Here is a 20,557-nt window from a genome sequence, read left to right as displayed (position 1 = left end):
CTTATTCCTTGAGGAACTGATAGCCGATGCCACGCACGGTTTGAATCGGCGAGCGCCCTTCCCCACCACCGAGCTTGTGGCGAATGCTACTCAGATGCACGTCGATGCTGCGATCGTAGCGCGCCAGCGGACGGCCCAAAGCCTGCTCCGATAATTCTTTCTTGCTCACCACCCGACCCGCGTTGCGGACCAGGACTTCGAGTAGATTGAATTCGGTGCTGGTGAGGTCGAGCGGCAGGCCATCCCATTCGACACCACGCTTTTCCGGCCATATCGTGAGCGGACCGGCCGTGAGCGAGCCCGATGACGAACTGGATGATTCCTCCAGTCGGGCACGTCGCAGGATAGCCCGGATACGCGCGACCAGTTCGCGCGGCGTGCACGGCTTGGGCACGTAGTCGTCCGCGCCGAGTTCCAAACCGATGATGCGATCCACGTCGTCACCCCGAGCAGTCAGCATCAGCACCGGAATGCGGCTGTCGCGCGCCCGAATGCGCCGCAAGGCTTCGATGCCGTTCATGCGTGGCATCATCACGTCCAGCACCACAATTCCGTATTCGCCCGACAGCGCTTCGGCGACTCCGGTTTCACCGTCGGACACGGCAGTCGCGCCGAAACCCTCGCGTTCGAGGTATTCCGTCAACATCTCGCCCAACTCGATGTCGTCATCGACCAATAGAACCCGGGTCATCGTCGCCAACCACTTCGCTCGTCGTTCATGAGGACCATCATAGCGATCCGTGCTCGACAGCCAACCGTATTTACCTGTTTTTGCCCATCTTTACCTTTCTTTACATAACGCTAACCCGCATTTACGGACACCCCGGCTACAGTAGCGACATCCGATAACCGCATCCCGAAATCCATTTTTCGTGATGCTCCGTCCAAAAATGTGAACGCCATGTCTCCCGATACATTCAAGCGCTTGCTCGTGATCGCCCATCGCTGGCTGGCCCTGGCGCTGGCCCCCGTCTTCCTGCTGATTTTGCTCTCCGGCGCGACTCTCGCCTTCAAGCCAATTGTCGAAAGCGGCGGCGCCACTGGACCGTCCGCGTCGGCGAACGTCGATACGGTGGTCGCGGCGCTCGAAGTAATCGATCCGACGCACCAGGCAACCTCGGTCAGCCTCTCGGCGGATGGTCGTTCCATTCGCTTGAAATCCAACGATCCGGCCGTGGTGGGCACTTTCGATTTGGCGACGCGCACGCCCGCCACATCCAGTGATTTCGATCTATTCGCCTTCGCCCTCGACCTGCACAAGAACCTGTTGGTCGGGGTGGGACTCGTGGTCGAGATCGCCACGTACGTCATGGTCGCGATTCTCGCCATCGGGCTTTTCTTGGGACTACCCAGACTGCGCAATACCTGGATAGGCTGGCACAGTGGGTTGGGTTGGCTGGCGCTGCCGCTGGTGGCGTTGGCACCGGTCACCGGCTTGCTGATGATTCTGCACATTGGCACACCGACCTTGCCCATGATCGAACCGGCAGCGCAACCCTTGCCGTTGGCTCGTGCCCTCGAAGCCACCGCCGACCAAGTCGACCTGACCCGTTTCGTCGCGGCGCGGCGATTCCGCCAGGGCAGCGTCCTGCTCACCGCGACCACCGCCGAAGGTCCGATGCGTTATCTGGTGTCCGGTACCGGCAAGGTCGTTCCACTGACCGATGGACCGGGATGGGTCAGGCAACTGCACGAAGGCACCTGGGCTGGTATCGGGTCGGGCATACTCAGTTTCCTGGCCGCCGCCGCGCTCATGGGGCTGATGGTGACAGGATTGTATTCCTGGTTGCGCCGCCAGCGGCAAGCGCGGCGACGCGACGGCGATCGCAACGCCTCAACCCTGGTCGCCTTTGCCAGCCAGACCGGCACCGCCACCCGGCTGGCCGAAGCCACCGCCAAAGCCTTGCGTGGCGCGGGCGAGGCGGTGATCTGTGCCTCCCTGGCGGCGCTGGACCCGCGTGAACTGATGGGTTTCCGGCATAATCTCTTTATCGTCTCCACCACCGGCGAAGGCGATGTCCCGGATTCAGCCCGGACATTTTTGACGCGACTCGGCGCATCCGATCTGCGCGGAACGCACTTTAGCCTGCTGGCGTTAGGCGATTCGCGTTATCGGTCGTTCTGCGGCGGTGGCCGGAAAGTCCGCGAGGCGTTGCTCGAACAGGGCGCCGACGAAGTAGCCGAATGGCGTCGCGCCGACGGTGAGCCGACTTCGACCTGGCGCGATTGGCTGGCCACCGTGTCGCGCTTGATCGGTCTGGAACTGGGCGCGGTGGAAGCCCCCGAAACCGACCGACCGGTCACCCTGACCCTGATCGAATGCCAACGGCTCGACCATCCCAAGCAAGGTGATACCCGCGAGACTTGGCAACTAACGTTCGACACCGGAGACACCGCAGGCGACTTCCGCCCCGGTGATCTGTTGCTGGTCAGTCCGGGGCCAGGGGAAGCGCCGCGTTGTTACTCAATCGGCACCTCATCGCTCGCCGGCGACTCGCGTATCGGCCTAACGGTCAGCCTACATACCTGGAAGGACAGCGAGGGCAAGCACCACTTGGGACTGACCTCGAATTACCTGTGCCACCAGTTGCGGCCGGGCGCGAAGCTCGACGCCACATGGCGTCGCCATCCCGATTTCAATCCACCGGACGATCCCACGCGCCCGCTCATCCTGGTGGCGACCGGCGCCGGCATCGCGCCCTTCCCCGGCTTCCTCGCCGAACGGGCCCGGCAACCCAACGCCGGTCCGGTCTGGTTACTGTTTGGCAACCGCTTCCGCGCCGGCGATTTCTTCTACCAGGCCGCGTTCGAACAATGGCGGCGGGAGGGCGTGCTCACCCGGCTGGATACCGCATTTTCCCGCGATCCTGACGATGGCCACCACATTCAGGATCGGTTGATGGGGAATGGCGAAGAATTGCTGCGCTGGTTGGTCGAGTGTCGAGGCGTGCTCTATACCTGCGGGCGGGCCAGTACGGTCGGCGCGGCGGTCGAACGGACGGTACGCGCCATCATCGCGAGCCACGGCAGCCAGTACGGCTTGCAACCGGACGAGACCCTGGCTCAGTGGCGGAAGGACGGTACGCTGCGGGTAGATGTGTTCGGATGAACCGCCCACCTTCCATCGTAATTAGGGGAATGACCGTGAAATCATCCATTTGCGAAACTCATGCTGGTCGGCTCTGGACCCTGGATCGACGCTTTTCCTATCCGAAAACCATGCTGTTGATGGCGGCTCTGCTGCTGTCCGGTTGCGCGGCGGTCGGCCCGAATTATGTTGCGCCGGACCCGGCGCTGCCGGCCACCTGGCAAGGCGCGGCGGCGGCCCAGGTCACGATCTCACCGACGACGCCAGAGGATTTGGCGACCTGGTGGAAGCAACTCGACGATCCGACCCTGACCACCCTGATCGAACAGGCCCTGCGCAATAGTCCCGACCTCCACGCCGCTCAAGCGAAACTGCGTCAGGCGCGTGCGCAACGGGCTCTGGCCGGGGCGGAGTTGTTTCCGACGCTTTCGGGTTCGGCGGCGGGACAGCGGGCGAAAGCCAGCGGTCAATCCGGCGGCGGCGGCGTGGCGAACCTGTTCAATGCCGGATTCGACGCCAGTTGGGAACCGGACGTGTTCGGCGGCCTCCGGCGCGGCGAGGAAGCGGCCCAAGCCGATCTCGAAGCCAGCGAAGCCAATCTGCACGATGTCCAGGTCTCGCTGAGCGCCGAAGTCGCGCTCAACTATGTGGAACTGCGCAACTACCAGACCCGCTTGGAGATCGCCAAGGCCAACGCCGACTCCCAGCTCGAAACCTTGAAACTGACCCAGTGGCGAGCCGAAGCTGGGCTGACCACTGCGTTGGACGTGGAACAGGCTCGCTCGAATCTCGAACAGACCCGCGCCCAAATTCCCAGTCTCGACACCGGTCGCGCCGAGGCCGAGCATCGCCTGGCCATCCTGCTCGGACAACAACCCGGCACCCTGCACTCGACCTTGGCGAACTCGGCCAAGATTCCCGAAATACCCGAGCGGGTCATCGTGACCATCCCCGCCGACACCCTGCGCCAGCGTCCCGACGTGCGCGCCGCCGAACGCACGCTGGCGGCGGAAACCGCGCGGATCGGCGAAGTCGAGGCTAAACGCTATCCGAGTTTCAATCTGAGCGGTTCGATCGGCTTGGCGGCCTTGACCCTCGGCAACTTGAACAGCGTCGATGCGACCACGGGGTCCTTATTGGGATCGATCGCCGGGCCGATCTTCGACGCCGGGCGCATCCGCCAGCAGGTCGCGATTCAAACGGCGGTGCAGGAGCAGGCATTGGTCAACTACCAATCGACGGTGCTCAGTGCGTTGGAGGAGGTCGAAAATGCCTTGGTCGCCCTGGCCAATACCCGCCAACGCCAGCAAAGCCTGCGGAACGCCACGCGGGCGGCCCAGCTTGCGGCTCTGCTGGCCCGTCATCGCTATACCACCGGCATCATCGATTTCCAGACGGTACTGGATACGGAACGCACCGTGCTCACGCTGGAAGACAGCCTCACGACCAGCGAGGCCGAACACGTCTCCGCTCTGATTCAACTTTACAAGGCGCTGGGCGGCGGCTGGTCGCTGACATCCGTTGAAACGGTCGCCAGCGCGCAAGGGAAATCGTCGTGAATCCATCCATGCAACACGATCCGGAGCTGGCGAAAATCGTCGGCATGGGAACGCCCAAAAGCCACTTCCTTGGAAGCCTGATACGCTGGCTGCTCATGGCAAGCGTCCTCGTCGCGCTGGGCGTCGGTGGTTTCGCGTTCCTCCGTTCCCGTGCCGAAACCCAGGCGACGCCCCGCTATCAGACCGAAACGGTCAACAGAGGCAATCTGCGGGTTACGGTTTCGGCGACGGGTAAATTGGCGCCGGTCAACGAGGTCGAGGTGGGCAGCGAGTTGTCCGGCACCATCGAAGCAGTGTTCGTCGACTACAACGACCGGGTGAAAAAAGGCCAAGTGCTCGCTCGTCTGGATATCGCCAAGCTCCAGGACGCCATTGCCAAGGCCAAGGCGGCACTGGCCTCGGCCGACGCCAAGGTATTGCAAACCGTGGCGACCGTGCAGGAAGCGCGCGCCAATCTCAAACGCTTGCGGCAAGTAGCCAAACTGAGCGGCGGCAAGGTGCCTTCGCCGGCGGAACTGGAAACCGCCGAAGCCACCCAGCAACGCGCCATCGCCGACGAGGCCAGCGCGCGCGCGGCGGTGGACGAAGCCCGTGCCACCCTCCGTTCCAGCGAAACCGATTTGACCAAGGCATCCATCCGTTCACCCATCGACGGCGTGGTGCTCGCCCGCTCGGTGGAGCCCGGACAAACCGTGGCGGCTTCGTTGCAAGTGACGGTGCTGTTCACCTTGGCCGAAAATCTAGCGCAAATGGAGTTGCAGGTGGACGTGGACGAAGCCGACGTCGGTCAAGTGCGCGCTGGGCAGGTCGCGACCTTTACCGTGGATGCCTATCCCAACCGGAAATTTCCCGCCAGCATCAGCCTAGTGCGGTTCGGTTCGGAAACAGTGGACAATGTGGTCAGTTACAAGACCATCCTCAACGTCAATAACGACGATCTCAGCCTACGTCCCGGCATGACCGCCACGGCGGAAATCGTCACCGCCGAACGGGAAAACGTGCTGCTGGTTCCGAACGCGGCGTTACGTTTCACGCCACCGCAATCCACGACGAATGCGCAACCGAGCAGCGGCGGCGGTTTGTTGGCCAGTTTGCTGCCCCGACCACCCCGCCCGCAAGCCGCCAAATCCGTGACGGAAACGCCCGACAAAAGCGCCGCGCAACGGGTGTGGGTGCTGCGCGACGGCCAGCCGGTTGCGATTCCGGTGACCGTCGGCCAAAGCGATGGACGCACGACCGAGGTGACGGGCGCGGATTTGGCGGCGGGCATGCCGGTGATTACCGCCCGGCTGAGTACGACGCCTTGAACGCGACCAGCGAGCGCGTCGCGCCGGAAAACGGCGCGCTGATCGAATTGCGGGACGTGACCAAAACCTACGGGCAAGGACCGGCGACGTTTCTGGCGCTGCGCGGGGTCAATCTACGCATCGACGCCGGCGAGTTCGTCGCGATCATGGGTCCGAGCGGTTCCGGCAAATCCACCGCCATGAACATCCTCGGCTGCCTGGACAACCCGACCTCGGGCGCTTACCTCTTTCGTGGGATGCACGTCGAGAATCTAACCCGTAACCAACGCGCCTTGCTCCGCCGTTATTATCTCGGTTTCGTGTTCCAAGGCTTCAATCTATTGGCCCGCACCACTGCCCTGGAAAACGTCGAACTGCCGCTGGTTTACCGGGGCGAACCGCGCGCGGCCCGTCATGCCAAGGCCCGCACGGCGCTCGACGCGGTCGGTTTGCGGCAGTGGGAACACCACACGCCCGCCGAACTGTCCGGTGGTCAGCAGCAGCGCGTCGCCATCGCCCGCGCCATCGTGACCGACCCGACCATCCTGCTGGCCGACGAGCCGACCGGCAATCTCGACAGCCAGCGTAGCCACGAGATCATGGATTTGCTGGTCGCCCTGAATCGCGACCGAGGCATCACCGTGCTGATGGTCACCCACGAACCCGACATGGCGCGGTACGCCAAACGAGTCATCCACTTCGTGGACGGCCGAGTCGATTCGGATCACCACAATGGGGAGAACTCTTGATGTTCTGGAGCAGCGTGCTATTGGCCTTACGGGCGATTCGGCGCAATTTGCTGCGGTCGTTCCTGACCATTCTCGGTATCGTGATCGGCGTCGGCGCGGTGATCACCATGGTCACGCTGGGCAACGGCGCCACCCGCGCGGTTTCGGACCAGATTTCCAGCCTCGGCAGCAACCTCATCATGGTGCGCCCCGGTCAGCGGCTCGGTCCCGGACGGGATTCGGCGGGCGCACCGCGATTCAAGGCCAGCGACGCGGAAGCCATCGCGGCGCAAATCAGCTCGATCAATGCGGTCGCGCCGGTCGCCAACAAAAGCGTGACCGTGGTGTACGCGGCGCGCAATTGGTCGACCACGGTGACCGGTAGCACCGATGCTTATTTCACCGTGGGCAACTGGCAGCTCGCCGACGGACGGGTTTTCACCAAGGCCGAGCAGCGCGCCGGCAAGGCCGTTTGCGTGATCGGCGCCACAGTGCGCAAGGAGCTGTTCGGCGACCGCCCGCCGCTGGGCGACGAGTTGCGGATCAAGAATTTCGCCTGCGAGGTGATCGGCCTGCTGCAATCCAAGGGGCAGTCGGCCATGGGCATGGATCAGGACGACATCATCGTGATACCGCTGCGCACCCTGCAGCGCCGCCTGGCCGGCAACCAAGATGTCAACACCCTGATGGTGTCGGCGCAAGACAGCGGGGATACCGACCGCATCATGGCGGATTTACGGTTGCTGATGCGTGAACGACGCAAGATCGTCGCCAACGAGGACGATAATTTTTCCATCCTCGACACTCGGCAGATCGCCGAGGCCATGACCGGCACCACCAAGGTATTGACCATGCTGTTGGGTGCGGTGGCGGCGGTCAGTCTGCTGGTCGGCGGCATCGGTATCATGAACATCATGCTGGTATCGGTGACCGAGCGCACCCGCGAAATCGGCATCCGACTGGCGATCGGGGCGCTGGAGCGGGAGGTCCTGCTGCAATTTCTGATCGAGGCAGTAGCCCTGTCGTCGCTGGGCGGCGTTGTCGGGATCACCTTGGCGACACTGGCCTCGCTCGGGCTGGCCAAGATCATGCAGGTACCGTATGTCTTCGATCCCGGCATCAACCTGCTGTCGTTCCTGTTTTCGGCGGCGATCGGTGTGATCTTCGGTTATTTCCCGGCCCGCCGCGCCGCGCGGCTCGATCCCATCGACGCATTGCGGCACGAGTGAATGTCGCCAGGTGGAGCGCCCCCGGATCAGGGCTGAGCACGCACCAAGATGGAGCCGTTCAGAACAATGCTTCGATGCTCGCCCATTCCGCCGCCGGATCGGCGCCGATCCGGGCGATCTTGTCTTCCAGCTCGGCCCACATGGCTTCATCGACCAATTCGTAGCTGTGCCCCCAGAAGCAGAACACGCCATCTGATGCCTTGGCATGCTCGTAACGAGTCCAGAACGAGGGATCGACGAACCGGCAACTGACTCCGAACTCGAATGGATCGGTCAGCGGTAATATCGGTTCGCATTCGGTCACGGTGCGGGCGTAGACATGACCGGCAGCGCGCACCGCTTCCTTCACCGCCGGATTGAACCCGCCGAAGGGATAGCAAAAACCCCGCACCGGCTGCCGAAACCACTCTTGCAAAATGCGTCGGCTGTCTTGCACCTCACGCCGCAGATCCGTGGGAGACAGATCAGGCAGATTGGGATGGTTCAGGGAGTGGTTGGCGATCTCGAAACCGGCGTAGATCTCGATCAATTCGTCGCGGCTGAGTCGCCACACCTCCTTGTCGCCATAACGCCAACTAAAGGAACGCCCCGCGTGGTGCAAGCCGGGATTGAGATTGAAAGTGGCGCTGGCCTGGTGGCGGCGCAGCAAATCCGCCAGCCGAATATCGTCCACGACCCCATCATCCCAACTCTGAACGACCTTCATTCGTCACCCGCGCATATCGGAAATCCGGCAATCGAGTGGAACCCGCTTCGGCGCGGCAAGCGCGATGTTCCCGGCTCGCCGCCCTTCTACCAGACGCCGTTGCGGACCTTATGCACCAAGGCGGACAACTCCTGGTCGGACACGTCGCCCAATCCTCGGATGATCTCGGCAAACAGCGTCGGCCGTTTGGCGATGACCTCCAGAACGTCGCTGGCCACCAAGCCCGCCCTGGCCAACAGCAAGTCCGCGTCTTCCCCCAGATCGGCCGCCAACCGCCGCATCGTATCCTCCGTCGGTGGGTAAATTTCCCCACGCTCGATCTTGCTGAGGTGGGTCGGCTCCACTCCGATCCGCTCGGCGGTTTGCCGCACCGAGTACCGGCGGTTCACTTTTCGGCGTTGTTCGCGGAGCTCCCGAAGATGAGCTCCAAAACTCTTGGCCTTCGCCGCCTCATCGTCCTTTTCGTCAGCGCTTGATACGTACCGTCTCGATTGCATGCAGAGACGGGAATCCCGTACAACGGAGAATGACCTTATCACCATCACCATCACCCTTTGCCGACCCACACAAAAATCCGAATGAAAAGTTTGGATTTTGTCCGGTTCCGATGCCTTAACGATCACCCTTCAAAACTGTAGAACATATCTTGCACAAGAGATCGACAATACGGTGGTTCGCGCCTCAACCACTCCTCAGGAATCCCCATTCGGTGGGATGCCCCGACGGCGACGATTGAGTCGACACCGGGGATCAGCCCCGAAAACCTGGTATCAATCCTCTCGCCGCCGCAAATCCAGCGTAAACGGAAAGTTGGGGTTGGGTTCCTCGGCTGGCGCCATCATCGACCCGGGGGTGTGACCATACGGCCAGAATCGGGCGAAACGCCGCGCTTCCGCTTCGTTGGCGTTGACGGGGAACGTGTCGGGGTTGCGGCCACCTGGATGTTGCACATGATAGGTGCAACCACCGATGGAGCGCTGGTTCCAGGTATCCACCAGGTCGAATACCAGAGGCGCGTGAACCGGGATGGTCGGGTGCAATGCCGACGGCGGTTGCCAAGCACGGTAACGAACGCCGGCCACGAATTCGCCCGGAATCTCGGTCGGGCGCAACGGTACCCGCCGGCCGTTGCAGGCCACCACATGCCGCTCGCCGACCATGCCGCGCACCTTGACCTGCATTCGTTCCACCGAGGAGTCGACATAACGGGCGGTGCCACCCAGTGCCTGCTCTTCGCCCAGCACATGCCATGGCTCCAAGGCCTGGCGCAGTTCCAGATCGACATCGCGATGGACGATGTTGCCATAGTGCGGAAAACGGAACTCGAAGAACGGCAGAAACCAGTCGCTCGCAAACGGGTAGCCGGCATCGTTCAACTCGCCGATCACATCCTGGAAATCCGCCCATACGTAGTGCGGCAGCATGAACTGATCGTGAATTCGCGTGCCCCAGCGTACCAATTCTCGACCCGCATAGGGCCGCTCCCAGAACCGCGCCACCAAGCCGCGCAACAGCAGCATCTGCATCAGGCTCATGCGGGCATGCGGCGGCATCTCGAAAGCGCGCATTTCCACCAAGCCCAACCGCCCGGTGGCGGAATCCGGCGAGTACAACTTGTCGATGCAAAATTCGGCGCGGTGGGTATTGCCGCTCAGGTCCACCAATAGATTGCGCAACAAGCGGTCCACCAACCACGGTTGCGGCACTTCGCCGGCCGGCATCTGCTGAAAGGCGATTTCCAACTCGTACAGGCTGTCGTTGCGGGCCTCATCCACTCGCGGCGCCTGACTGGTCGGGCCGATGAACAGCCCGGAGAACAGCGTGGACAAGCTGGGATGATGCTGCCAGTAGGTGAGCAAACTGCGCAGCAGATCGGGCCGGCGCAGGAATGGGCTATCGCTCGGCGTGGCACCACCCAGGGTAACGTGGTTACCACCACCGGTACCGGTGTGCCGCCCGTCCAGCATGAATTTCTCGGTACCGAGCCGAGATTGGCGCGCATCCTCGTACAAACCTTCGATGTTGCGCTTCAGTTCATCCCAGTCGCTGGCGGGATGGATATTGACTTCGATCACACCGGGATCGGGCGTGACGGCGAATTTGCGCAGCCGCCAGTCGGACGGTGGCGCGTACCCCTCGACCAGCACCGGCATTGCCAGATCGGCGGCGGTCTGCTCGACGCAGGCCAACAGATCCAGATAATGCTCCAATTGCCCCAGCGGCGGCATGAAAACGTAGAGGTGGCCTTCACGCGGCTCCACGCACAAGGAGGTGTGGATCACGGCTTGGGTATCCGCCGTCGCAGCCGGTTGTTCCTGGAAATCGCCGCGTGCGGCCTCCGTTCCTCCTCTCAGAAATTCGCTATAGCGGCGCATCACCTCGCCATGGACATCGCCCAGCGCGGCGCGGAACTCGAACAACGACTGCGGATGCGGCACTTCGCGGTCGGTCTCTCCGACCCAGGGCAGGGCCGCCAACGGCAACCGATAACCCATCGGCGAGTCACCGGGAATCAGATACAGATGCTCACGACGCAGCGCCCACGGTCCGCTCATCCATCGCCCGCCATCCGGCGTTTCGTGCCAGCGGATCGGCAGCGCATACCCAGTGATGGCGTTCAGACCCCGCTCCAGCAGGATCGCCAGCCGCCGGCGCTCCTCATCGTCCTTGAGATCGTACTTCAAGGGATCGACGTTGACCGGCAGCGTGCGTTCCTTCCACAGGTAGTAATACACGTCCTCGTAGCCAGGAATCAGGCGCCCGGCATTCACGCCCAAGCGCCGGGTCAACTCTTGCGCAAAGGTCAGCGCGTGCTCCGGGCCGAACCCTTGCGGCGTCTCGTCATCGGCAATCCAGCGCGGATCGTGCCACAGCGGCAGATCGTCGCTACGCCAGTAGCAAGACAGCGCCCAGCGCGGCAGGGATTCGCCCGGATACCACTTGCCTTGACTGTAATGCAGGAAGCCGTAAGGCGCGAAGCGGTCGCGCAGTTTCTTCAACAGCCGCCCAGCCAGCTTGCGTTTGGTGGGACCGATAGCGGCGGTGGTCCATTCCGCGCCGTCCATGTCGTCGATGGAGACAAAGGTCGGTTCGCCGCCCATGGTCAATCGCACGTCGTCAGCGCGTAATTTCGCGTCCACATCGTGGCCCAAGGCCTCGATGGTCCGCCATTGCTCCTCGGTGTAGGGCTTGGTGACACGCGGGTCCTCGTGGATGCGCGTCACTTTCATGCCGAAATCGAATTCCGTTTCGCATTGATCGGTATAGCCGGTGACCGGCGCGGCGCTAGGCGGGGTCGGCGTGCAGGCCAGCGGGATATGACCTTCGCCGGCGAACAAGCCGGAGGTCGGATCCAAGCCGATCCAGCCGGCACCCGGCACGAACACCTCGGCCCAGGCGTGCAAGTCGGTGAAATCGGCCTCGGGGCCGGAGGGGCCATCCAAGGACTTGAGATCGGCGGTCAGTTGAATCAGGTAGCCGGAAACGAAGCGCGCCGCCAATCCCAGATGTCGCAGGATTTGCACCAGCAGCCAAGCCGAATCGCGGCAGGAACCGCTGCGTTTGCCCAGCGTTTCCTCACAGGTCTGCACCCCTGCTTCCATGCGAATGAGATAGCCGATGTCCTGACCCAGTCGTCGATTGAGTTCCACCAGGAAATCGACGATCGTTTGTGGTTTGTTGCGATCGACACCCTCCAGCCAGGCATTCAGTAATGGGCCGTTTTCCTGCGTCTCCAGATAGGGCGTCAACTCCCGGCATAGGGTGGGTTCGTAGGCAAACGGATACTTCTCGGCGTAGCTTTCGACGAAGAAATCGAAGGGATTGATGACCGTCATCTCGGCCACCAGATCGACGGTCAGGCTCAGTTCCCGAACCTTTTCCGGAAACACCAGCCGGGCCTGGAAATTGCCGAAGGGGTCCTGCATCCAGTTGATGAAATGCTGGGCCGGCTCGATCTTGAGCGAGTAGGCATGGATCGGGGTACGGGTATGCGACGCCGGGCGCAGTCGGATCACATGCGGCGATACACTGACGGCGCGATCGAATCGATACGAGGTATGGTGGTGGAGAGCAACACGTATGGCCATGGCCTATCCTTCACAGTCGGCTACAATCGTGGCGCGCATTATGCGGGAACAACCCGGCTTGGCCAATGCCGAGGCACGCCGTCAAACGGGAGAAGTTCGTTTACAATTCACCGTATTGCACCTAATCAGTGCAACATGACTTTTCCCGCGTCATCCTCGTGCATTCAGGCTGTTTCCCTTGGGCCACCGTCCGTCATGCTTCCCATGCCATTGAAGGCAGCTATTGTATTTTTGTTTGTCATACCACCAACCAGCCCCAACCATCCTGTTTTATTCCCAACTGGCTTGGATTTTGCTGCACTCAAACGCAACAACGATCGAGCATGCCAATGCTAAGGACAACGATAGATGACAATCGAATGGCGGAACTATGCCGCGACCGGCGCATACGACGAACTCATCGACGGCGCGACCGGACCACGACCGGCGGCGAAGACTCTATGCGAGTATCTAGCCTCGCTGAGCGATGAGGAACTACACGAGCGCAAAACGGCGGCCGAACTGGCCATATTGGTCATGGGCATCACCTTCACCGTCTACACCGAGGGTGGCAGCATCGACCGGGCCTGGCCGTTCGACATCGTGCCGCGCATCATCCCGAAGCGCGAATGGGACCGCACCGAAGCTGGTCTGAAACAACGGGTGCAGGCGCTCAACCTATTCATCGACGATCTTTACCACGAGCAGAAGATCATCAAGGACGGCGTGTTTCCAGCCGAGGTGTTGGAGCAGTCGGTCAATTTCCGGCCGCAGTGCGTGGGGGTCAGCCCGCGTCACGGCGTCTGGGCGCACATCTGCGGCTCGGATCTGGTGCGCGACAAGGACGGTACGGTCTACGTGCTGGAAGATAACCTGCGGGTTCCTTCCGGCGTGTCCTACATGCTGGAAAACCGGGTGGTCACCAAGCGGGTGTTCCCGGAACTGTTCGAGTACCAACGCATCCAGCCAGTGGACGACTACGCTCCACGGCTGTACGACATGCTGGCCTCGCTGTCGCCGCGCCCCGGCGACAACCCCAGCGTGGTGGTGCTCACCCCCGGCATCTACAACTCGGCCTATTTCGAGCATTCCTATCTCGCCCAACAGATGGGCGTGGAACTGGTCGAGGGTAGCGACCTTGAGGTCGGCGACGACGACTGCGTCTACATGCGCACCATCCAGGGATTGGAACGGGTGGACGTGATCTACCGGCGGGTCGATGATTTGTTTCTCGATCCCGAAGCCTTCCGGCCGGATTCGTCGCTGGGTGTCAAGGGTTTGATGCGGGCCTGGCGCAAAGGCAACGTGGCGCTGGCCAACGCACCGGGCGCCGGCGTGGCCGACGACAAGGTCGTGTACACCTTTGTCCCTGACATTATCAAATACTATCTCGACCAGGATCCCCTGATCGCCAACGTGCCCTCCTACCTGTGCATGCGCGAGAAGGACCGAGGCCATGTATTGGCCAATCTGGATAAACTGGTGGTCAAGCCCGCCAACGAATCCGGCGGTTACGGCATGATGGTCGGACCGCACGCCACTTCCAGCGAGCGCAAGCGCTTCGCCGAACTGATCCAGAAGGATCCACGCAACTATATGGCCCAACCCACCCTGTCGATCTCCACCTCGCCGACCCTGTGCGACGACCAGATGGAGCCACGTCATGTGGACTTGCGGCCGTTCATCCTGTCCGGTCCCACCACCTACGTGACCACCGGCGGCCTGACCCGGGTCGCTCTCAGAAAAGGTTCGTTGGTGGTCAACTCCTCGCAAGGGGGTGGCAGCAAGGACACCTGGATCGTCGATACCGAGGGCTTCTAACATGCTGTCACGCGTCGCCCAAAACATCTATTGGATGGCCCGTCAAATCGAACGGGCCGAAGACACCGCGCGCATCATCAACGTCAACAGCAACCTGCTGCTGGATCTGCCGCGCAATACCACCTTCGGCTGGCTGCCGCTGATCTTCATCGTCGGCGCCGAGAAACTGTTCTTCGAGAAGGACCCGAACCGGCTGGCCGACGAGACCGCCGTGGTCAAATTCCTGATCAGCGACCGCGACAATCCCGGTTCGATCATCTCCAGCCTGGCCGCCGCCCGCGAGAACCTGCGAACCACGCGTGACACCGTGCCACAGGATGCTTGGGAACAGGTCAACGGCCTATACATCTACGCCCGCGACCATGTCCCCACCCGGCGTGGTCGTTTCGAATTCATGCGACGGGTCATTCACGGCGCGCAACAGATCAACGGCATGCTGTCCGGCGCCATGAGCCGCACCGCCGCCTACGATTTCGTCCGGCTGGGCCGCTACCTGGAACGGGCCGACATGACCACCCGTATTCTGGACGTGCGGTCGGCCAATCTGCTGCCGCGCGCCAGCCAACCGGTGGTGGTGGAATCGCGACAGGAGCAGGACTCGACTGGAACCATGCCAGTCTCAGGCCGCCACATCCGAACGGCAGGAACAAGACCCTTTCGAGAACATTCAATGGATGAGCGTATTGAAATCGCTGAGCGCCTACCAGATGTACCGCCAGCAGGTACGGTTGCGGGTCGGAGGTCCAGACGTGCTCAAGTTCCTGTTACAAGATGAAAGTCTTCCGCGCGCCGTGGCCTGTTGCCTGACGCAGATGGAAATCTGCCTGCGGGAACTCCCCAAGAACGCCATGCCGCTCGCCAGCATCGCCGCCCTCAGACAACGCTTGAACACGGCGGCGGTGCCGGAACTGGCCCGCGAGGGTCTGCACGAATTCATCGATGAGCTGCAGCTCGGTCTGGGCCAACTGCACGATCAGATCGCTGCCACCTACTTCGCCTAGTTGGCAAGTTTCCGGCCAGCTTCGCTCGACCCACGAGTCATCCACTTCGCCAGCCTTCGGGCTGGCGCTTTTTTGTCGTGCCCGCCGTTGCGGCCCCGCTGGGCTTACCCGACAATACCTTTCCCGCCACTCACAACTTGGAACAATCCTCGTGGCTTACCAACACCGCTATCTGGATGGCAGCCCGCTGGCGCTGCCGATCGGCAAGGTCGTCTGCATCGGCCGCAACTATCTCGACCACATCCGCGAACTCAACAACGCGGTCCCGGAAACGCCCATCCTGTTCATGAAGCCGGCCACCGCGCTGGCCGGACTGGATGAAGCGATCCGGCTGCCGGCGGGGCGAGGCGAGTGCCACCACGAAGTGGAACTGGCGGTGCTGGTGGACCGGGAGCTGCGGAACGCCGACACCGACACCGCCCGAACGGCCGTGGCCGGTTACGGCATCGCCCTGGATCTGACCCTGCGCGATCTGCAAAACGACTTGAAAAAGAAAGGCCACCCCTGGGAAACCGCCAAAGCCTTCGATGGCGCCTGCCCGCTGTCGACGTTCCTGCACCCCGAGGCGCTGCCCGAACCGCAAGCAACCGAGCTGGCGCTGCGGGTCAACGGCGAGTTGCGTCAGCAGGGCAACACCCGCCAGATGATGGTCGGCATTTTCGAATTGATGGCCTACATCTCCACCCACTTCACCCTGCAACCGGGTGACGTGGTACTGACCGGCACGCCATCCGGTGTTGGCCCGCTCGCCTCCGGCGACGTGTTGACGCTCAGCCTGGCCGGTCACGATTTCAGCGCGCGAGTGGCCTGAGCCATACTTCGAACATGAATATCCTGCTGGTTTACGCCCATCCCAACCCCCGCAGCTTCAATCGGGCCATTCTGGAAACGATCGACGCCGAACTCTGCGAACGGGGACACGCCACCTGCATTCGCGATCTGTATCAAATGCGGTTTCGCGCGGTGCTGGACGGCGAGGATCTGATCCGCAACTGGCGCGGCGATCTACCGAACGACATTCGTCAGGAACAGGAAGCCATCCGCTGGGCGCAAGGGCTGGTCTTCATTTATCCAATCTGGTGGTTCGGCCCGCCCGCCATTCTCAAGGGCTGGATCGACCGGGTGTTCGTGCGCAAATTCGCCTTCGACTTCACCGAAGCCGGCATGCAGGGTCTGCTGACGCACGAAAAAGCCTTGATCGTCAATACGCTGGGCGGCGACGAGGCCACTTACCAGCGTCTGCGCTGGCACGAATTGCTGGTGCGGCCGATGGCCGAAGGCATCTTGGAGGCCTGCGGCGTTCGCGCCGTCACCCACCGCGCGTTCTATCAGGTACCGACCGTCTCGTCGGCCGAGCGACGTGTCATGCTGGCGGAAGCACGCGATCTGGCCGCAACGTTTTAGCGCGACGGGATAACCGTTCGACCGGCATCCGCTCTCGCGACGGGATTCATAACAACGGTTTCAAGCGCGCCAGGATATCGTCTCGGGCCTGTGCCAGCAGCGATTCGCGGTCCAGACTGTCGAGGATATCCTGCACCACCCGTTTCGGTCCGCCCTCGCCCCAGGACTTGCCTTGGGCGAAATACTGTTCGGCCGCCCGCCCGACCACGTAGGTACCGTACCAGGCCACCGCGCCCTGCGCCCCGGCGGTCACCACCGTCGACAGCCCCAGACTGATGCCCTTCAGCGCCGCCGCCACCAGATTCATGACCCAAACCGTGCCCATCAGAAACGCCAGTTGGGTGAAAATGGTCTTAAGCAGCGCACCCGCCTCGACCCGGTTGATAGGCAAGCCGTAGACCCGGCCGAGATGCACGATCATCGCCGCGTCGGTGGCGACCGCCGCCAGAATATCGGCGACGGGAATGGGATTCAGCGCCACCGCCACACCCTTGGCCAAACAATACTTGCGCACCACTTTATCGGCCAAGCCGCGACGGATGACGACGATCTCGCGGGTCAAACGGTCGGAGAAACGACCGGCGAACAAGCCGGCGTTGAGCGCCGCCATGGTCTTGCCTTCGGCCTTGAGGATGTCCCAGATCCGCTCGCGCAGCGCGGTCACGTCGGCCGGTGGCCGACGACGAGTCTCGGTCTCGTTGCCCTCGGCGTCCACCAGAATCACGATCCGCTCGGCCGGCTGGGCGGCGACGGTCAGAATATCTTGCGGTTGGATCAGTCCGGCGCTGCGTCGGCGCAGCGTTTCCAGCAGCAGTTTGCGATCGGCCTGGGTATAGCGATCGATCTTGTTCAGCACCAGCACCAACCGTTGAGCCGCGCCTTTCACCTGACGCAGCGCTTTCAGTTCGGTATCGGTGATATCGCCGTCCACCACGAACATGACCAGATCGCTACGGCTCGCCACGTCGTGGGCGAGTTGCTCGCGAGTTTCGCCGGACACTTCGTTGATACCGGGTGTATCGATCAGGAACACCCCACCGGCATCGTATTCCTGCCAACGGGCGTGAGTGGCGCGGGTGGTCTCGCCATGCAGCGGGCTGGTCGAAAACCGCGTCTCGCCCAGCAGGGCATTGAGCAGCGCCGATTTGCCGACACTGACCCGGCCGAACACGGCAATATGGATGTGGCCATGTTCGATCTTTTCCAGCAACACTTGCAGTTGCCGGTATTCTTCCGCCAGCGCCGCGCGCACCGGCGGCGGCACTCGCTGATCGTCCAGCAGTTCGCGCAGGCTCTCGCGGGCCAGGGCCAGATGCCCGTCACCGTTAGCCGGTTGCGGTTCCAGTGCCTTCATCGCCTCGCTGTCGCGTCCAAGCCAGTTGGAGTAAACGCTTTGCACGCGCTTCCAGATTTTCACTCAAGTCATCCTCGAACATCCGCAAGGTGGGTCCGCTCACCAGGTCGCCACGACTTTCCAGGGAACGGGCCACCGCCTTCCCCAGGCTTTCGAATATCAATCCATAGACCACGGCGTGCAACATGCCGCCCACCACCGTCCCCATCCCCGGAAACGCCTTGAACATGTTGCCGACCAGCGCCAGCAGCAGGTTGAAGCTGCGCTTGACCTGATTGCCGGCCAGATCCAGGAAGCGCTGCATATCGACCTCGCGCACCGGTACTTCGTACAGCGCGCACAGCTCCTTAAGCAGACGGATGCCCAGATAACCCTGGATCAGGACGTCGGTCCCCGGCCCGACCGCCGCCAGCGCGCCAAACACCGCCTTGCGAGAATAGCCCTGGACGATTTCATCGGCCCGTCGGCGCCGATGTTCGGCAACCGCCGCATCCAGCTTCTGCTGGACCAGCACGAACACCGCGGTATCGCGTAAGCCGTCCAGAACTTGCGGGTCGGTGTCGAGATAGCGCTGCAAGGCGCGGCGCAGCTCCTCGACCTGCGGCTTGCGCTCGCGCAGGGTGGTTTCCTCGCGGCCATCGTGATAAATGCGGGTGACTTCCTCCACACCGCCGCACTGCACCGGCACCACTTCCACGCCTTCACCCACTCGCTCGCCCAGACGCTCGCGCACCAACTCCAGTTCCTGGCCGATGAAACGATCGATCTTGTTCAGCGCCAAAATTACCGGACTACCCAGATCCACCAGCGTCCGCAGCGCCTGATATTGATCGCGGGTCAGGTCGCCCTCGCAGACGTAGATCACCACATGGGCGCGCAATGCTTCGTCACGGGCTTCCTGGTCGAGCGTGCCGTCCGCTTCGTTCAGCCCAGGCAGATCGGTCAGAATCAGCCGGTCCCCGGCCGGACTGGTCCAGGTATGGTAGATCACTTCCCGGGTGGTGCCGCCGCGCACGTCGACCGCGATGTCGGTGCCCGGCAGCAAGGCGCCGATCATGGACGATTTACCGGTGCTGATCTCGCCAAACACCGCCACGATGATCTCGCCCGCCGCTCGCCGCCGTTGCAGTTCCTCCAACTCGCCGCGGATGGTGTCCACCGGCACGCCAGCGGCGGCGTGGCGCTCCATCTGCCCGCGCAGGGTTTCTTCGTCGGGCGGCTTGGCGGGGACGACCGTGCGGGATTTGCCGGCTGGCCGACCCAGCCGCATCACCCGCCAAACCAGGTAGACCCCACCCACGCCCAACAGGCCCAACACCAGCAGATAGATTACCCAAAACGTGGTGGGCGCCCGCTGCAAGCGATCCCAGACCGACAGCCCGAGATCGGTGATGTACAGCACCATCACCAGCAACACCGCGACGCCCACGCTGGCACCCGCGGCCAGCAGCAGGCGGACCGGCAGCCAGGTCCGGGCGGCCGGCGACAACGACGGTTTAAGCGACGGCGGCATCGTGCGGGAACAGATCGAGGAAAGCAGGTGGCACGGCCTGGACCGCGCGTTTTCGGTAATCGAAGAACACGACACCGGTCTTGGCTCGCGCCACTTCGCGCCCGCTGGCCTGCTCGGTCACCCGGTAGACGAAATCGCAGCCATATTTGTTGAAATCCACGACGCCCACCGCAATCTTCAGCACTTCGCCAGGAAACGCTTCGGACTTATAGACGATGACGCTGTCGGCCATGATCAGCCCAAGACCGAAGATATCCAGCTCCTTGAGTCCAAAATGCGCCAGGAATCGAACCCGCGCCTCGTGCAACAAACCCAGCAGGGAGTCGTTGCCCATATGCCCGCCATAATTGATATCGGTGATCCGCACCCGCAGCTCGGCGGCAAACGGAAAATCCGCCGGCAGATCCAATTTGATTCGCGCCATGCGCCGCCTCGACAAAAAGTGAAAATCCACTTTATAAATTATAATGTTAACCTAACCGCACCCTTAAAGGAACCAGCGGTCGCGGCGGGGATTGTAAACGATTATCGCGGAAAAACGGACTGTCGGCCGGCCACTAAATGCGACAAAATTCACCAATAACCACAATTATTCAAGCCGCGTCCAGCAAGGCGAGGCTAGCCAGTGTAACCCGTCGGATAGTTATTATTTCAGGTGTGCATTGGATTGTTTCTCAAACCATCCGCCATTTTTCGAAGCAATAATTGGCCGGAAGGGCTGCTGAAGGCGCGATAAACCCAGCTTTAATCGGCGCGGAACGGTTCAAACTCAGGACTGGAGCACCCCTCACTTTTCAGTTG

The 20,557-nt window shown here is 62.2% G+C and carries 17 protein-coding genes; 10 read left to right on the top strand and 7 right to left on the bottom strand.

From position 1 onward, the window contains the following. Position 1: 1 nt before the first annotated feature. The gene (locus E4P82_RS07330) at positions 2 to 691 is read right to left on the bottom strand and encodes a response regulator transcription factor (RefSeq protein WP_169248284.1); all 690 of its coding nucleotides are present in this window, start codon (positions 689 to 691) and stop codon (positions 2 to 4) included. Positions 692 to 901: 210 nt separating this feature from the next. Between E4P82_RS07330 and E4P82_RS07325 the strand changes: the two genes are divergently transcribed. From E4P82_RS07325 to E4P82_RS07305, 5 genes are read left to right on the top strand one after another with little or no spacing between them, the layout of a single operon-like run. Continuing rightward, positions 902 to 3,109 (top strand): PepSY domain-containing protein, encoded by a 2,208-nt coding sequence (locus E4P82_RS07325; protein WP_169248283.1) that lies wholly within the window; start codon positions 902 to 904, stop codon positions 3,107 to 3,109. 35 nt (positions 3,110 to 3,144) lie between these two features. Then, a complete protein-coding gene (locus E4P82_RS07320) occupies positions 3,145 to 4,647 on the top strand; it encodes an efflux transporter outer membrane subunit (protein ID WP_312914373.1) in 1,503 nt (500 codons plus the stop codon). A gap of 8 nt (positions 4,648 to 4,655) precedes the next feature. After that, positions 4,656 to 5,954 (top strand): efflux RND transporter periplasmic adaptor subunit, encoded by a 1,299-nt coding sequence (locus E4P82_RS07315; protein ID WP_169248349.1) that lies wholly within the window; start codon positions 4,656 to 4,658, stop codon positions 5,952 to 5,954. Beyond that, on the top strand, positions 5,951 to 6,682 hold the full coding sequence (locus E4P82_RS07310) for an ABC transporter ATP-binding protein (protein ID WP_169248282.1): 732 nt from the start codon (positions 5,951 to 5,953) through the stop codon (positions 6,680 to 6,682). Before E4P82_RS07315 ends, E4P82_RS07310 begins: the two co-directional genes overlap by 4 nt. Then, positions 6,682 to 7,890 (top strand): ABC transporter permease, encoded by a 1,209-nt coding sequence (locus tag E4P82_RS07305; protein ID WP_169248281.1) that lies wholly within the window; start codon positions 6,682 to 6,684, stop codon positions 7,888 to 7,890. The genes E4P82_RS07310 and E4P82_RS07305 overlap by 1 nt, the downstream gene beginning before the upstream one ends. 58 nt (positions 7,891 to 7,948) lie before the next feature. On the opposite strand, the gene E4P82_RS07300 is transcribed toward E4P82_RS07305, so the two are convergent. The 3 genes from E4P82_RS07300 to E4P82_RS07290 all read right to left on the bottom strand — a co-directional run bounded on the left by E4P82_RS07300 (position 7,949) and on the right by E4P82_RS07290 (position 12,684). Further along, complete coding sequence (locus E4P82_RS07300) at positions 7,949 to 8,596, bottom strand: polysaccharide deacetylase family protein (RefSeq protein ID WP_169248280.1); 648 nt, start codon at positions 8,594 to 8,596, stop codon at positions 7,949 to 7,951. 86 nt (positions 8,597 to 8,682) lie between these two features. Beyond that, complete coding sequence (locus E4P82_RS07295; protein WP_169248279.1) at positions 8,683 to 9,093, bottom strand: helix-turn-helix domain-containing protein; 411 nt, start codon at positions 9,091 to 9,093, stop codon at positions 8,683 to 8,685. 273 nt (positions 9,094 to 9,366) lie between these two features. After that, positions 9,367 to 12,684 carry a transglutaminase family protein gene (locus E4P82_RS07290; RefSeq protein ID WP_169248278.1) on the bottom strand — a complete coding sequence of 1,106 codons (3,318 nt, stop codon included), beginning with the start codon at positions 12,682 to 12,684 and terminating at the stop codon, positions 9,367 to 9,369. A 348-nt stretch (positions 12,685 to 13,032) separates the two neighbouring features. Between E4P82_RS07290 and E4P82_RS07285 the strand changes: the two genes are divergently transcribed. The 5 genes from E4P82_RS07285 (at position 13,033) to E4P82_RS07270 (ending at position 16,889) form a co-directional block, all read left to right on the top strand. After that, positions 13,033 to 14,484, top strand: coding sequence for a circularly permuted type 2 ATP-grasp protein (locus tag E4P82_RS07285; protein WP_169248277.1), 1,452 nt, complete (start codon positions 13,033 to 13,035; stop codon positions 14,482 to 14,484). Between the two features lies 1 nt (position 14,485). Continuing rightward, positions 14,486 to 15,259: an alpha-E domain-containing protein gene (locus E4P82_RS07280; RefSeq protein ID WP_312914369.1), complete on the top strand. Its 774-nt coding sequence runs from the start codon at positions 14,486 to 14,488 to the stop codon at positions 15,257 to 15,259. Next, positions 15,159 to 15,485 carry an alpha-E domain-containing protein gene (locus E4P82_RS23135; protein ID WP_312914367.1) on the top strand — a complete coding sequence of 109 codons (327 nt, stop codon included), beginning with the start codon at positions 15,159 to 15,161 and terminating at the stop codon, positions 15,483 to 15,485. The genes E4P82_RS07280 and E4P82_RS23135 overlap by 101 nt, the downstream gene beginning before the upstream one ends. Before the next feature lie 151 nt (positions 15,486 to 15,636). Further along, positions 15,637 to 16,296 carry a fumarylacetoacetate hydrolase family protein gene (locus E4P82_RS07275; protein ID WP_312914365.1) on the top strand — a complete coding sequence of 220 codons (660 nt, stop codon included), beginning with the start codon at positions 15,637 to 15,639 and terminating at the stop codon, positions 16,294 to 16,296. A gap of 14 nt (positions 16,297 to 16,310) precedes the next feature. Further along, positions 16,311 to 16,889, top strand: coding sequence for an NAD(P)H-dependent oxidoreductase (locus tag E4P82_RS07270; RefSeq protein ID WP_169248275.1), 579 nt, complete (start codon positions 16,311 to 16,313; stop codon positions 16,887 to 16,889). 46 nt (positions 16,890 to 16,935) lie between these two features. Here the strand turns inward: E4P82_RS07270 and E4P82_RS07265 are convergent, their stop codons facing one another. Genes E4P82_RS07265 through E4P82_RS07255 form a run of 3 tightly spaced genes read right to left on the bottom strand, consistent with a single transcriptional unit; the run spans position 16,936 to position 20,180 of the window. Then, positions 16,936 to 18,306: a DUF697 domain-containing protein gene (locus E4P82_RS07265; RefSeq protein ID WP_312914362.1), complete on the bottom strand. Its 1,371-nt coding sequence runs from the start codon at positions 18,304 to 18,306 to the stop codon at positions 16,936 to 16,938. Beyond that, positions 18,215 to 19,756 carry a GTPase gene (locus E4P82_RS07260; RefSeq protein WP_169248274.1) on the bottom strand — a complete coding sequence of 514 codons (1,542 nt, stop codon included), beginning with the start codon at positions 19,754 to 19,756 and terminating at the stop codon, positions 18,215 to 18,217. The genes E4P82_RS07265 and E4P82_RS07260 overlap by 92 nt, the downstream gene beginning before the upstream one ends. After that, positions 19,740 to 20,180 (bottom strand): thioesterase family protein, encoded by a 441-nt coding sequence (locus tag E4P82_RS07255; protein WP_169248273.1) that lies wholly within the window; start codon positions 20,178 to 20,180, stop codon positions 19,740 to 19,742. The genes E4P82_RS07260 and E4P82_RS07255 overlap by 17 nt, the downstream gene beginning before the upstream one ends. Positions 20,181 to 20,557: the final 377 nt, after the last annotated feature.

The organism is Candidatus Competibacter phosphatis (genome assembly GCF_012939995.1).
GTDB lineage: Bacteria > Pseudomonadota > Gammaproteobacteria > Competibacterales > Competibacteraceae > Competibacter > Competibacter phosphatis.
Note: the sequence above shows the minus strand (reverse complement) of the source record. Positions and strands in the feature narration are given on the sequence as shown.